General features: G+C 66.3%; 10 protein-coding genes. 7 read left to right on the plus strand and 3 right to left on the minus strand.

The annotated features are described in order from the left end of the window. Positions 1–2 precede the first annotated feature (2 nt). The 7 genes from VLA65_RS11155 to VLA65_RS11185 all read left to right on the plus strand — a co-directional run bounded on the left by VLA65_RS11155 (position 3) and on the right by VLA65_RS11185 (position 10,090). Positions 3–1,757: a dihydroxyacetone kinase family protein gene (locus tag VLA65_RS11155; protein WP_332602537.1), complete on the plus strand. Its 1,755-nt coding sequence runs from the start codon at positions 3–5 to the stop codon at positions 1,755–1,757. Continuing rightward, positions 1,754–2,224, plus strand: coding sequence for a ribose-5-phosphate isomerase (locus tag VLA65_RS11160; protein ID WP_284990433.1), 471 nt, complete (start codon positions 1,754–1,756; stop codon positions 2,222–2,224). Before VLA65_RS11155 ends, VLA65_RS11160 begins: the two co-directional genes overlap by 4 nt. Beyond that, entirely contained in the window at positions 2,208–3,029 is an 822-nt protein-coding gene (locus tag VLA65_RS11165; RefSeq protein WP_284990434.1) for a triose-phosphate isomerase family protein, read from the plus strand. The genes VLA65_RS11160 and VLA65_RS11165 overlap by 17 nt, the downstream gene beginning before the upstream one ends. Continuing rightward, positions 3,026–3,826: a sugar phosphate isomerase/epimerase family protein gene (locus VLA65_RS11170; protein WP_307052916.1), complete on the plus strand. Its 801-nt coding sequence runs from the start codon at positions 3,026–3,028 to the stop codon at positions 3,824–3,826. Before VLA65_RS11165 ends, VLA65_RS11170 begins: the two co-directional genes overlap by 4 nt. A 1-nt stretch (position 3,827) precedes the next feature. Further along, entirely contained in the window at positions 3,828–4,688 is an 861-nt protein-coding gene (locus VLA65_RS11175; RefSeq protein ID WP_332602538.1) for a phosphogluconate dehydrogenase C-terminal domain-containing protein, read from the plus strand. Between the two features lie 177 nt (positions 4,689–4,865). After that, on the plus strand, positions 4,866–9,770 hold the full coding sequence (locus tag VLA65_RS11180; RefSeq protein ID WP_332602539.1) for an NAD-glutamate dehydrogenase: 4,905 nt from the start codon (positions 4,866–4,868) through the stop codon (positions 9,768–9,770). 98 nt (positions 9,771–9,868) lie between these two features. Continuing rightward, positions 9,869–10,090 (plus strand): hypothetical protein, encoded by a 222-nt coding sequence (locus VLA65_RS11185; RefSeq protein ID WP_059388456.1) that lies wholly within the window; start codon positions 9,869–9,871, stop codon positions 10,088–10,090. A gap of 118 nt (positions 10,091–10,208) precedes the next feature. On the opposite strand, the gene VLA65_RS11190 is transcribed toward VLA65_RS11185, so the two are convergent. From VLA65_RS11190 to VLA65_RS11200, 3 genes are all read right to left on the minus strand, one after another. Continuing rightward, positions 10,209–10,457 (minus strand): hypothetical protein, encoded by a 249-nt coding sequence (locus tag VLA65_RS11190; protein WP_059388455.1) that lies wholly within the window; start codon positions 10,455–10,457, stop codon positions 10,209–10,211. Positions 10,458–10,651: 194 nt separating this feature from the next. Continuing rightward, a complete protein-coding gene (gene hutH / locus VLA65_RS11195) occupies positions 10,652–12,244 on the minus strand; it encodes a histidine ammonia-lyase (protein WP_306960746.1) in 1,593 nt (530 codons plus the stop codon). A gap of 10 nt (positions 12,245–12,254) precedes the next feature. Then, the gene (locus tag VLA65_RS11200; RefSeq protein WP_332602540.1) at positions 12,255–13,985 is read right to left on the minus strand and encodes a urocanate hydratase; all 1,731 of its coding nucleotides are present in this window, start codon (positions 13,983–13,985) and stop codon (positions 12,255–12,257) included. Positions 13,986–14,198: the final 213 nt, after the last annotated feature.

Below are 14,198 nucleotides of genomic sequence, written 5' to 3' on the forward strand. Positions count from 1 at the left end.
GCATGACCCGCTTGTTCAATGAACCCGCAGCCTTCGCCGACGAAATGATCGAAGGTTTCGTCGCATCGCACGGCCGCTGGGTACGGCGCGTCTCCGGCGGCGTGGCCCGCAGCACCCGGAGCACTCCCGGCACGGTAGCGCTGGTGATCGGCGGCGGTTCGGGCCATTACCCGGCTTTCGGGGGGCTCGTCGGCCAGGGCCTGGCGCACGGCGCAGCGATGGGCAACCTCTTCGCCTCGCCGTCCGCGCAGCAGGTCTACAACGTGGCCAAGGCGTCGGACAACGGCGGTGGCGTGCTCCTGGGCTACGGCAACTACGCCGGGGATGTCCTGCATTTCACCCAGGCGCAGGAGAAGCTCCGCAAGGAGGGAATCGACTGCCGCAGCATCGCCGTGACGGACGACATCTCCTCCGCCCCCGCAAGCGAGATGCACAAGCGCCGGGGTATTGCCGGGGACCTGACCGTCTTCAAGGTCGCCGCCGCCGCGTCCGAGGCCGGCTACACCATGGACGACGTCGTGCAGATCGCCGAACGTGCCAACCACCGCACTCGTTCCTTCGGCGTCGCGTTCACCGGGTGCACGCTGCCCGGCGCGGAGCGGCCGCTCTTCACCGTCCCCGAGGGCCGGATGGCGGTGGGCATGGGAATCCACGGCGAACCTGGCATCGGCGAAACGGACATCCCGACGGCGGATGAGCTCGCCGAGCTGATGGTCGCCAAGCTCCTTGCCGAAATCCCCGAGGGTGTCCAGATCAGTGGTGCCCGCGTCGTCCCGATCCTCAATGGCCTGGGCAGCGTGAAGTACGAGGAACTGTTCGTCGTGTACCGCCGCGTCGCGCAGCTCCTCGCTGAGGCAGGACTCGACGTCGTGGATCCGCAGGTGGGCGAGCTCGTGACCAGCTTCGACATGGCAGGCACATCCTTGACCCTCTTCTGGCTGGACGAGGAACTCGAACAACTGTGGCTCGCGCCGGCCGACGCGCCTGCTTTCCGTCGCGGCGCGGTCACGGCCCAGGCGCTGGCGTCCGACGACGGCGGGCTGGCCGACGTCGAACTTTCCATCCCTGCCGCCTCGGCTGAGTCCCGCGCGGCCGCCGTCCGCGTCCTCGCCGCACTTGGCGCCGCCAAGGACGTCGTCGACGCGAACGCCGAGGAACTTGGCAGGATCGACGCGATCGCCGGAGACGGCGACCACGGTATCGGCATGGAACGCGGAGTCCGCGCCGCGGTCGAAGCCGCGGCAGACGCCGTCGTACGCGGTGCCGGTGCGGCCACCACCTTGCACTTCGCCGGAGACGCCTGGGCAGACAAGGCCGGCGGAACCTCCGGTGCGCTGTGGGGCATGGCGCTGAGGGCCGTCGGTGACGCTTTGGGCGACGCCAACGCGCCCGACGGCGGTGCTGTAGCCACCGGCGTGGCGGACGCCGCCGCAGCCATCATGAACTTCGGCAAAGCCAAAGTGGGCGACAAGACCTTGGTGGACGTCCTGGTCCCGTTCCGCGACGCCCTCAAAGCCGGCGTGCAGGACGGCCGGTCCCTGACGGACGCGTGGGGCACCGCCGTCGTGGCTGCCCAACAGGCCGCCGAGGCAACCGCGAACCTGCTGCCGCTCATGGGCCGCGCCCGCCCGCATGCCGAGAAGAGCTTGGGCACCCCGGACGCCGGAGCCGTCTCAATGGCCCTGATCGTCAAGGCGGTCCACGAATCCCTCCTCCAGGAGAACACGATCGAAAACAGCATGAAGGAGACAGCATGAGCACCAAACTGCGCCTGGTCATCGGATCGGACGACGCCGGATTCGAGTACAAGGAAGCCCTGAGGGCCGACCTCGAGGCCAGTGAACTGGTCGAATCCGTGACCGACGTCGGGGTGGATGCCGTCAGCCACACCCCGTACCCGTCCGTGGCCATCGCTGCTGCCGAGCTCATCGCCGCTGGCAAGGCCGACCGTGCCCTGCTGGTATGCGGCACCGGGCTGGGGGTGGCCATCGCAGCCAACAAGGTCCCCGGCATCCGCGCCGTCACCGCCCACGACAGCTTTTCCGTGGAACGGGCCGTCCTGAGCAACAACGCGCAGGTCCTCACCTTCGGACAGCGCGTCGTCGGCCTGGAATTGGCCCGCCGCCTCGCCAAGGAGTGGCTCACCTACACGTTCGACGAGTCCTCAGCCTCCGCCGAGAAAGTCACGCTTATTAAGGACTACGAGGGTGTCACTTCCTGCTAAACCCGCCGTCGGCGGGACGAATGAGAAGGCGATCATCGGCGTCAGCCTGAAGATGTATTTCGGCTACGAGCGCACGCTCGAATACTGCCGGGAAGTGGCGTCCATCGCGGCCGCGCATCCCGCGGTCCGGAGCGGCGAGGTCGAGTTGTTCGTCCTGCCGGCCTTCCCCGTTCTAGCGGACGCCGGCCGACTCCTCGAAACGTCCGGCGCAGGCACGGGCGCGCAGGACATCTTCTGGGAAGACGAAGGCGCATACACCGGCGAGGTCAGCGGGAAGATGGTGGCCGAGATCGGCGGCAGCTACGTCGAAATCGGGCACGCCGAACGCCGCAGGATCTTCGGCGAGGACCACCGGGTCATCGGGCTCAAGACCGCGGCAGCCTACCGCAACGGCCTCACCCCGGTTCTGTGCGTCGGCGAACTGAACTCCGGTTCAGCCGAAGAGGCCATCGCCCATTGCTCCGCCGAGATCGACGCCGCCCTCAAGCGGGCGCAATCGCTCGGTCCCGCAGGCCGGACCATCGTGGCGTACGAACCGCAGTGGGCCATCGGCGCGCCGGAACCCGCGACGCCCGAATACATCAGCGCCGTGGTCCGCGGCCTCGACGAGCACCTCCGCTCGTTGCCGGGACAGGCCGGGAGCCGTGTCATTTACGGCGGCAGCGCGGGCCCCGGGCTGATCAGCCAGTTGGACATGTCCGTTGCCGGCCTGTTCCTCGGCCGCTTCGCGCACGATCCGGAAGCCCTCAAGACCATCCTGGACGAGGCTGCCGCACGCCTTGTTGGGAAAGGGGTGACAGTATGAGCTCGACCATCGGCCTGAGCAGCTACGCGTTCTTCTGGCAACTCTCGGACGCCGTCTCGGCGCCGCTGAGCATCCACGACGCGCTGGCCTGCACTGCGGACCTGGGCGTCGAGCTGTTCCAGATCTGCGACTATGCTCCCCTCGAGCACATGTCCGACGACGAACTCGCCGCCGTCCGCTCAACCGCGGACTCCCTCGGCATCACGCTGGAACTCGGCACGAAGGGCATCCGTCCGGAGCACCTGCGCAAGTTCCTGCACATCGCCCGGATCCTTGGCTCGGAGCTACTGAGGACCATGTTCAACGTCCCCGGCCACGCGCCCGACGCCGACGAAGCCACCGCGATCTTCACCGAGGTCCTGCCGGCCTTCGAAGCGGCAGGCGTGCGGATCGCCGTCGAGACCTACGAACAGGTGCCTACCGCTCGGATCCTGGACGTGATCCGCCGGGTGGACAGCCCGTACCTCGGGATCTGCAGCGACCCCGCCAACACCGTCGCGGCGCTGGAGATGCCGCGCGAGGTGATTGACGCCGTCGCGCCCTACGTCCTGAATATGCACATCAAAGACTTTGCGTTCAGCCGCAAGGAGGGGTGGGTCGGGTTCACGTACTCCGGCGCGCCGCTCGGCGAAGGCCTCCTGGATTACGACTACATGGCCGGCAAGATCCAGCCCTCGCAAAGAAACATCAACCAGATCGTCGAACACTGGCTGCCCTGGCAGGACTCCGAGGCGGAAACCATCCGCCTCGAAAACCAGTGGACCCAACAAAGCCTCGAATTCCTAAGGAGCAAGTGAAATGTCAGCAGAACAATTGACCGTCGCCGTTATTGGAGCCGGTGGCAAGATGGGGATGCGCGTTTCCGCCAACCTCCAGAAGAGCAGCCACACCGTCACCTACAGCGAGAACTCCGCCGCCGGCCAGGAGCGCGTCCGCGCCGAAGGCCGCGAGATCACCGCTACGGACGACGCCGTCAAGGGCGCCGACGTCGTGATCCTTGCCGTGCCGGACACCGTCCTCGGCATCGTGTCCGAAGGCGTCGTCCCGCAGATGAAGCCCGGCTCGATCCTCCTTACCTTGGACCCGGCCGCCGCCTACGCCGGACTACTGGCCAAGCGCGACGACGTCGTCCAGGCCGTCGCCCACCCGTGCCACCCCTCCGTGTTCCTCGAGCGGACCACCAAGGAAGAATGGGCCGACACCTTCGGCGGCCAGGGCGCCCCGCAGAACGTCGTGGCAGCGATCGACGAGGACGCACCCGCGGCAACCCGCGACGCAGCCGAGGCGACCATCCGCACCATCTACGCCCCCGTCATCGACGTCCACTGGGTCACCGTGAAGCAGCTCGCCATCCTGGAACCCACCCTCGTGGAGACCGTGGCCTGCATGATCGGCACCCTGCTCAACGAAGCACTCCACGAAACCGTGCACACCGCCGGCGTCCCCGAAGAAGCAGCCAAGGCCATGCTGTTCGGTCACGTCCAGATTGCCCTGACCAACGCCCTGCGCGGCTCCAACCCGTTCTCCGAGGCTTGCGAAATTGCCATCCAGTACGGCAAGGACACCATCATCAAGGACGACTGGAAGAAGATCTTCGACGACTCCGAGCTCGACGGCGTCATCGCCAAGATGCTCAAGCTGGACGCCGTCAAGCGCTAGGCGATTCATCACCACCCGCGAGATGGCAGTTCACGGCACTTACTGACGTGAAGTGCCATCTCGCGGCGCATTCCAGGGGTTTACTGCCCGCCCCGCGCCAGCCATCATGAAATCAGGCGCAGGACTTCGCCGACCGCTACAGCACGGCCGCTCCTTGCGCAGCGGAGGCGCAGCGACATGTCACCCAGGATCGAGCCCACGGACCACGCCCTGGGAGGCACTGCCCCCGGCGCCCCGGACCGATTCCTGACCGACTACTACGAACACGTGGCCGATGATGATGTCCGCAACTACACCACGGACACGCTCCTCGAGCGTGCCCGGTACCACCGCTCATTGGCTGAACGGCGGGCTCCCGGGCAAGCTGTGATCGGCGTCCTGAACGAGGCCGACGCGAGCCTCGTAGCGATTGTCACCGAGGACATGCCTTACCTCGTACCGTCGGTCACTGCGGAAATCGCCAGGGACAACGCCTCCATCGGGCTCCTGGTCCACCCCACTTTTACCGTCACCCGGGATCCAGCCACCCACCGCCTGACCGACGTCCGCCGCGGCCCCCTGCGGACCGGACTGCCGTCCGGCGTCGAGCCTTCCGTCCCGGTCACCCCCCTGGAGCACGACGGCCGGCCGCTGACGGAGGCTTGGATCGCCGTCGAGATTTCCCGGCTTCCGGACGAAACGAGTGCCGAACACCTCGTTGAACGGCTGCAGTGCGTCCTTGGCGATGTCCGGGCCGCGGCGGAAGACGCGGCTGCCATCCACCAGGAACTTGCCGACGAGATCGGGGGTTTGGCGGGTTTGTCCGGCGGCGGGGAGGTCCGGGAGTTGCTGCGCTGGCTGGACGACGGGAATTTCGTGTTCCTCGGCTACCGCGGCCGGAGGAGTCTCGGACTGCTCCGGAAGGTGGCGGGCGACGCGTCCGAGGCCGGGCCGCCCGAAGGTGGGCCGCCCGAAGGTGGGCCGTCCGAAGGTGGGCCGAGCGCAAAGCCCCTCCTGACGCTCACCAAGTCGACGCTCCGCTCGACGGTACTCCGGCGTGCCTACCTCGACGAAATCACCCTGGCCGGGGCTGACAAGATCGGCGAGCGCACCTGGGTCGGCCTTTTCGCTCCCAGCTCGGCGTCCCGTTCGGCACTCCAGATTCCCGTCATCCGGGACACTGTGGACGAGGTACTGCGGACGTTCGGCTACCCGCCGGCATCACACCGCGGCAAGGAACTCCTGGCCGTGGTGGAGGCTTATCCGCGCGACGAGCTCTTCCACATCGACGCCGGGCAGTTGGCGGAGCACGCGCGGGACATCTTGCGCCTCCAAGAACGGCACAGCACCCGGTTGTTCCTTCGTCCGGACTCGCATAACCGCTTCATGACGGCATTGGTCTTCCTGCCGCGGCAGCGCTACAGCACGGCCGTCCGGCTCAACATTGAACGCGAACTTCGCGAGGCCTTCGGTTCCGGGGCCATCGAGTTCGAGCTCCGCCTGGGCGAATCCGCCATGGCCCGGGTGTTCTTCCGGGTCCTGTTGCCACGCGAGGGGGCGCCCGCCGTCGTCGACCGTGCGGTACTGGAGCAGCGGATTATCGCCGCGACGCGGTCCTGGACGGAAGGCCTGGACGAAGCCTTGCGGGCAAGGTTCCCCGCAGACGAGGCCGCCCGGCTGTCCCGGCAATGGGCTGCCGCCTTTCCGGCCAGCTACAAGGCCGATTACGAGGTGGAAGACGCCGTTCAGGACATCGTCCGGTTCGAGGGTTTCGCGCCCATGGACGGGGACCCGGCCGACGGCGACACCGCGGACCCGCTGCTCACCGTCTACAGGCGCCAGGGAACCGCTGTCCTCGCCGAGGATGCGCGGATTCGGCTCTATTTGACCCGCCCGCAGAGCCTGAGCCAGATTCTGCCCCTCTTCCACAACCTAGGCTTGCGCGTCCTGGACCAGCGGCCATTCGACGTGCAGCGTGCCGACGGGCGGTCCTTCTTCCTTTACGACCTTGGCCTCGTGTATCCGCGCGGAGTTGATCCCGTGCGAACGGGCGAGCTCCTGGCCGCTTCGTTCTGTGCCGCGATGCGGGGAGATGCGGAGTCCGACGCCTTCGATGCCCTGGTCATCCGGGAGGGGATCGACTGGCGGCGGACAGCCATCCTGCGCGCGTATGCGAAGTACCTCCGGCAGCTGGGGAGCACCAATTCGTACGGGTTCATCGCGGATACCCTTCGTGAGAATGTGCGGGCAACCCGCGCTCTGCTTTCGCTCTTCGAGGCGAAGTTCGATCCGGACCGGTTCGACCCCGATCTGTTCGATCCTGAACTGCGGGCGCCGGCGCCCGCTGACAAGACGCCTGCTGAGCAGATGGCGGCTGGAAGCGACCTGTTCGAAACGGACCGCGGCAAGTACAGCTCGCGGACGCAAGCCACCAACGCCGCGCGCAAGGAACTGGCCGAAGCGATCGACGCCGTACCGGTCCTCGACGCCGACCGCCTGTTGCGTTCCCTGGCGAGCCTGGTGGAGGCCACCCTGCGCACTAACTTTTACCTCAACAAACCGTATTTGAGTTTCAAGCTGAACCCCTCCTCCATCCCGGCTGCACCTGCACCCCGGCCACAATTCGAAATCTGGGTCTACTCGCCACGCGTGGAAGGCGTCCACTTGCGGTTCGGCGCCATTGCCCGCGGCGGCTTGCGTTGGTCCGACCGCCGGGAGGACTTCCGCACGGAGGTCCTGGGGCTCGTGAAAGCCCAGACCGTGAAGAACGCCGTCATTGTTCCCACCGGAGCCAAGGGTGGTTTCTACCCCAAACAACTCCCGGACCCCGCCGAAGACCGGGCGGACTGGCTGGCCGAGGGCCAGGAAAGCTACCGGATCTTCGTTCGTGGACTACTGGACATCACGGACAACCTGGTTGCCGAACGCGTCGTCCCGCCGGCGCGCGTGGTGAGGCACGACGGCGACGACTACTACCTCGTGGTGGCCGCGGACAAGGGCACAGCCACGTTCTCCGACATCGCCAACGACCTCGCTTCAGAGTACGGATTCTGGCTGGGCGATGCGTTCGCGTCCGGCGGTTCCGTGGGTTATGACCACAAGCAGATGGGCATCACGGCCCGCGGCGCCTGGGAGTCCGTGCGGCACCATTTCAGCGAGCTGCTCATCGACTCCCGGGCCGAGGATTTCACCGTGGTGGGCATCGGCGACATGAGCGGCGACGTGTTCGGCAACGGCATGCTGCTCTCGAACCACATCAAGCTTGTGGCGGCCTTCGATCACCGGCATATCTTCCTGGATCCCACCCCGGACCCGGCCATTTCCTTCGCCGAGCGGAAACGGCTCTTCAAGCTCCCCCGCTCATCCTGGGCCGACTACAACCCCGCGAAGCTCAGTCCCGGTGGAGGAGTGTTCTCCCGGGCCGACAAATCAATCGGCATCACCGAGCCTGTCCGCCTCGCCTTGGGATTGGAGGAGGGCACGACGGCGATGAGCCCGCCTGAGCTGCTCAGGGCCGTCCTCACGGCCCCCGTCGACCTGCTCTACAACGGTGGGATCGGCACCTACGTCAAGGCTTCCGCCGAGACGCATGCCGACGTCGGAGACAAGTCAAACGATGCCATCCGGGTGGACGCCGCCCAACTGCGTACCCGGATCATCGCCGAGGGCGGCAATCTCGGCATCACCCAACGCGGCAGGATCGAGGCTGCGCTGGCCGGAATCCGCGTAAACACCGATGCCATCGACAACTCCGCCGGCGTGGACTGCTCGGACCACGAGGTAAACATCAAGATCTTCCTGGACCGGATGATCGCCGCAGGCAAGATGTCCCCCAACGAAAGGACGAAATTCCTGCACTCACTCCAGGACGAAGTGGGGAGGCTCGTGCTGAAAACCAACGTTGACCAAAACGTCCTCCTCCTCAATGACAGGCAACTGGTCCTCGAGTGGAGCCCGAGCTTCGAACGGACCATGGACTGGCTCGAGTCAGCCACGGACCTGGACCGGGAGCTCGAATGCCTGCCGACAACCAAGGAAATCCAGGCGCGAGTAAGGACCGGAGTTGGACTGACCTCACCTGAACTCGCAGTGCTGGCGGCCTATGCGAAGATCGAGCTCGCGCGGGAACTGACGGAGGGCGGGCTCGCGGACGATCCATGGTTTTCGAAAACGCTGCGCGACTATTTTCCCCGTCAGCTCTCGGAACGGTTCGGCGAGGACCTCTCCACGCATCCCCTGCGCCGCCAAATCGTTGCCACTGTGGTGGCCAACGACATGATCAACCTCGGCGGCATAGCCTTCGCGTTCCGCGCCATGGAGGAGACCACGGTTTCGGCGGCCGCGGTGGCGCGCGGATTCGTGGTCATGCGCCGAATCTGGGACTTCGATTCGGTCACTGAAGCCATCGCGCGGGTACCGGCAAGCGTCCCGAGCGAACATGGATGCGCCGTGGCCCTGGACATGCGCCGGCTCCTCGACCGGTCCACCCGCTGGTACGTCACCCACGATTTCCGCGACAAGCCCATTGCGGACGCCTTTGCGCGGCTAGAGCGGCCCATGTCGCTGATGCGGGCAAATTTCACGCGCTTCCTGCACGGGATAAACCTCCAACACTCGTTGACGCGCCTTGCCCATTCGGATTCAGTGGGCTTGCCACACGAACTGGGCCTTCGAGCCTCGGAACTCCTGGTCAGCTACGGCCTTTTGGACATTTCCGCGATCGCCGAGGAATTGCAAGAGCCCGTTGAGGACGTCGCCGAGGTGTACTTCGCCGTGTTCGAACGGATTTCGGCCATTCCCCTGTTGGAACACATCACGCTGTTGCCGCGGGACACCCACTGGGAAGCCTTGGCGCGCGCAGCCCTTCGCGACGACATGTATCTGGTCCTTGCCGACATGACCAAGGCCGTGGTCCGGCACACTCCCCGCTCCCCCGAGGCAAGCGCCGACCCCATAGGAAGGATCCAGGATTGGGAACGCGGAAACATCGAACAACTCGCCCGCATCCAGGACACCATCAAGGAAGCGATCAAGCCCGGCCCGGTGGATATAGCCGCACTCTCCGTGGCCGTGAAGCTCTTGCGAGCGATGGTACGCCGGTGATCCAGATCCCAGAATGACAGACATCCGACGACTCTTTGCTATCTTTTATGCAGGAATTGCCGCTCCCCAACGCGGCATCCTGCAGAAGGAGGCCCCCAATGAGCACTGCCACGATAGAAAACAACGAGATCCATTTGTCCTTTGCGTCCGTCGACGAAGTCCATGCCGGACTCGACGAAGCCGTCAGCACGCTCATCGAAGCCGCTGCCGAAGACGGCCGCTGCGGGATCCTGGTGACCCGCCGGGAGCCCGGAAGCTACACGGTCGCCTTGGACGAGTCCGTCCCGTTCGGCCAGACCCGTGAGGTCCTCGCCGCCTAAGGACAGGCCCTGAAATAGGTACAGACAAGAAAAACCGGAGCTTGTTTTCCAGACCACGCCAAGACGGCGCGGAATGGGAAACAAGCCCCGGTCCTTTAACCCGGTTTTTGCGGAGTCCCTACACCCGGCGCAACTCCACGCCGTCGGACTTCATGAAAAGCTGTTTGGCGGCTTCATCGGCGCCAGGTCCTGCGGGTTCAAGCCACACAACGTTGCCGCTGCCCGAGACTTCCTGCACCTCCCCCGCCGCGACCACATGTGCGTGCCTTACGACTTCGATCCGCTCCCCCACCTTCAACGTTCCCCAGTTGGAAACGACGGCGGACTGTGCGATTCGCCTGGACAGGACTGTCCCGCGTGCCTTCATTGAACTTCTACCCCTTTGTGGATGTTCGTTGTTTTCAGTTGTAAACGGATATTCCCCGGCAGGCCCACGACATCGTCGGCGTGGACATGCCGTACCCCATAAGTTCTACTACACAGAAAGCGCCCCGGGGCACGTATTGCCAAACATTTCCGGGGCGCTTCCTATTGTTCACTCGAACAGTATTTTGTTCGGCGTCAGGCGAGAATTCCGACGGCGGATTCGGCGGCCGTCCGCACCTCGCCAGCGCCTACAAGACGGTCTGCCGCTTCCAGTTCAGGTGAGAGGAAACGGTCAGTTCCGGGACCGTCGACGACGCCGCGCAGCACCTCGATCACGGCGGTGCCGGCAGGCCCCGGAGTGAGTTCTCCACCGGACAGTTTGGTGCGGATGTCGAGGGCGCGGGCGCTCGTCACGAGTTCCACGGCCAGGACGCGACGCAGGTTCTCGATGGCCTTCCGGAGCTTACGGGCAGCGTGCCAACCCATGGAGACGTGGTCTTCCTGCATGGCGGAGCTCGGGATGGAGTCCACCGATGCCGGGACGGCCAGCCGCTTGTTGTCCGAGACGAGCCCGGCCTGGGTGTACTGGGCAATCATGAGGCCCGAGTCCACTCCGGGATCGTCTGCGAGGAAGGCCGGGAGTCCGTGCGAACGGGCCGGGTCCAGCATGCGGTCCGTGCGGCGCTCGGCGATGGAGGACAGGTCCGCCACGGCGATCGCCAGGAAGTCCAGGACGTAGGCCACCGGGGCGCCGTGGAAGTTTCCGTTGGAGGACACGCGGCCGTCCGGGAGCACCACGGGGTTGTCGATGGCTGCAGCCAACTCACGGGAAGCCACGAGTTCGGCATGCGTCACGGTGTCGCGGACCGCGCCGGCCACCTGGGGTGCGCAGCGGAGCGAGTACGCGTCCTGGACTTTGGTGTCGTTGACGCGGTGCGAAGCGACGATCGGCGAGTTGGAAAGCACCCGAAGCATGTTGTCCGCGCTTGCGGCCTGGCCCGGGTGGGGCCGCAGGGCCGCGTGCAACTCAGGCAGGAACACCTGGTCGGTGCCGAGCAGCGCCTCGACGCTGAGCGCCGCGGTGATGTCCGCCGTCGTAAGCAGCAGGTGCAGGTCGGCGATGGCCATGAGGAGCATGCCGAGCATGCCCTCGGTGCCGTTGACGAGCGCGAGGCCTTCCTTTTCCGCGAGGACCACCGGCTCGATGCCGTGCGCGGCGAGGAGTTCGGCAACCGGCTTCTTTCCGGCGGCGCCGTAGAGCTCGCCGTCGGGGCCGGTGGCTTCGCCTTCGCCCATCAGGACCAAAGCGCAGTGGGACAGCGGCGCGAGATCGCCCGAGCAACCCAGGGAGCCGAATTCACGGACTACCGGGGTGATGCCGGCGTTGAGGACGTCCACCATGGTCTGCAGGACCACGGGACGAACGCCCGTGCGGCCCGAGGCCAGGGTCTTGGCACGCAGGAACATGATGCCGCGGACCACTTCGCGCTCCACTGCCGGGCCCATGCCTGCGGCGTGGCTGCGGATGAGCGACTTCTGCAACTGGGTGCGGAGTTCATTGGGGATGTGGCGGTTGGCCAGGGCGCCGAAGCCCGTCGAAACGCCGTACGCCGGAACTTCGCTGTGCGCGAGGCCGTCGATGTGGGCGCGGACCTTGGCAACAGTGTCCAGGGCTTCCTGGGAGATGGTCACCTTGGCGTCGTAGCGAGCGACGGCGACGACGTCCTCCGGCGTGACTCCGCTGGAGCCGAGGGTAACGGTCAGCGGTTCGTGGGTAATGGTTGTCATCGGGGTGTTCCTACTTGCTTTCTTCCATGGGGATGCGGACGCCGCGTTCGTGGGCGACTTCGATGGCTCGGTCGTAGCCGGCGTCGGCGTGGCGGATGACGCCCATGCCGGGGTCGTTGGTGAGGAGGCGTTCGAGTTTCTGGGCGGCGAGCTCGGTGCCGTCGGCGACGGAGACCTGGCCGGTGTGGATGGAGCGGCCGATGCCCACGCCGCCGCCGTGGTGGATGGAGACCCAGGTCGCCCCGGAGGACGCGGCGGTCAGGGCGTTGAGCAGGGGCCAGTCGGCGATCGCGTCGGAGCCGTCCTTCATGGACTCCGTTTCCCGGTACGGGGAGGCCACGGAGCCGGAGTCCAGGTGGTCCCGGCCGATCACGATCGGGGCCTTGACCTTGCCCTCGGCGACGAGCTGGTTGAACAGCAGCCCGGCCTTGGCGCGTTCGCCGTAGCCGAGCCAGCAGATCCGGGCCGGGAGGCCTTCGAACTCGACGCGTTCGGCGGCGGCGTCGAGCCATTTGTGCAGGTGGGTGTTCTCCGGGAACAGTTCCTTGATCGCCTTGTCGGTGACGGCGATGTCTTCGGGGTCCCCGGAGAGCGCGACCCAGCGGAACGGGCCCAGTCCTTCGCAGAACAGGGGCCGGATGTAGGCCGGGACGAAGCCGGGGAACTCGAACGCCCGGCCGTAGCCGCCCTTGCGGGCCTCGTCGCGGATCGAGTTGCCGTAATCGAAGACCTCGGCCCCGGCGTCCTGGAACTCGACCATGGCCTGGACGTGGCGGGCCATGGAGGCCTGGGCTTTCTTGGTGAACCCTTCCGGGTCCGCTTCGGCCTCGGCGTGCCACTCGTCCACGGTGATGCCTTCGGGCAGGTAGGAGAGCGGGTCGTGCGCGGAGGTCTGGTCCGTCACGACGTCGATGCTGATCTCCCCGGCCCGGTGGCGGGCCAGGAGTTCGGGGAAGACTTCGGCGGCGTTGCCCACGTAGCCGACGGACCAGCCGCGGCGCTCGGCCTTGGCTTCCTGGACTTTGGCGATCGCGGTGTCCAGGTCGGTTTCGACCTCGTCCAGGTAGCGCTTGCCCACGCGGCGGCGCAGCCGGGACTCGTCCACGTCCACGATCAGGCAGGCCCCGTCGTTCAGGGTCACCGCGAGCGGCTGGGCCCCGCCCATGCCACCGCACCCGCCGGTCAGCGTCAGCGTCCCCGCCAACGGCCCCTCGGTGGAACCCTCCGGGGCCGGCGCCGGGTGGCGGCCTGCGGCGGCGAGTTTGTTCCCGACGGCGGCGAAGGTCTCGTAGGTGCCCTGCAGGATGCCCTGGGTGCCGATGTAGATCCAGGACCCGGCGGTCATCTGCCCGTACATCATCAGTCCCTCTGCCTCGAGGCGGCGGAACTCGGGCCAGGTCGCCCAGTCCCCCACGAGGTTCGAGTTGGCCAGCAGCACCCGCGGCGCCCACTCGTTCGTGCGGAACACGCCCACGGGCTTGCCGGACTGCACCAGGAGCGTCTCGTCCTTCTCCATGGTCTCCAGGGTCCGGGTGATCGCGTCGAACGCGGCCCAGGACCGGGCAGCCCGGCCCGTGCCGCCATACACGACCAGGTCATCCGGACGCTCGGCGACCTCCGGGTCCAGGTTGTTCATCAACATGCGCAACGGCGCTTCGGTCTGCCAACTCTTCGCGGTCAGCTCCGTGCCGCGCGCGGCCTTGACCGGACGGGCTCCGGTAGTGAAATCAGCGGGTGCCATGATGACTCCTTCGTCTCTGGAGGTTGCTAGGTGGAAGTTCCTTCTGTATCCAGTAGAGCCCCTCCGCAAGGGTCTTGGAATGGCTTTATGGAGGGTGCTGTCCGGAATACCAGACTCAACTAACTGGCAGTAGATGTCGTTCTGAGGGCCCAAAACGACAACAACTGCGAGTCAGTTGGGATTGGGGGTCGGGTTGGTGAGCAGGGCGGGGTT

The organism is Arthrobacter sp. S2(2024), assembly GCF_036662515.1.
Taxonomy (GTDB): Bacteria; Actinomycetota; Actinomycetes; order Actinomycetales; family Micrococcaceae; genus Arthrobacter.

What these genes read in the sequence shown, in the direction of transcription:
- VLA65_RS11155 (WP_332602537.1), top strand. Translation starts at nt 3, where the DNA reads ATGACCCGCTTGTTCAATGAACCCGCAGCCTTCGCCGACGAAATGATC.
- VLA65_RS11160 (WP_284990433.1), top strand. Translation starts at nt 1,754, where the DNA reads ATGAGCACCAAACTGCGCCTGGTCATCGGATCGGACGACGCCGGATTC.
- VLA65_RS11170 (WP_307052916.1), top strand. Translation starts at nt 3,026, where the DNA reads ATGAGCTCGACCATCGGCCTGAGCAGCTACGCGTTCTTCTGGCAACTC.
- VLA65_RS11175 (WP_332602538.1), top strand. Translation starts at nt 3,828, where the DNA reads ATGTCAGCAGAACAATTGACCGTCGCCGTTATTGGAGCCGGTGGCAAG.
- VLA65_RS11180 (WP_332602539.1), top strand. Translation starts at nt 4,866, where the DNA reads ATGTCACCCAGGATCGAGCCCACGGACCACGCCCTGGGAGGCACTGCC.
- VLA65_RS11185 (WP_059388456.1), top strand. Translation starts at nt 9,869, where the DNA reads ATGAGCACTGCCACGATAGAAAACAACGAGATCCATTTGTCCTTTGCG.
- VLA65_RS11190 (WP_059388455.1), bottom strand. Translation starts at nt 10,457, where the DNA reads ATGAAGGCACGCGGGACAGTCCTGTCCAGGCGAATCGCACAGTCCGCC.
- hutH (WP_306960746.1), bottom strand. Translation starts at nt 12,244, where the DNA reads ATGACAACCATTACCCACGAACCGCTGACCGTTACCCTCGGCTCCAGC.
- VLA65_RS11200 (WP_332602540.1), bottom strand. Translation starts at nt 13,985, where the DNA reads ATGGCACCCGCTGATTTCACTACCGGAGCCCGTCCGGTCAAGGCCGCG.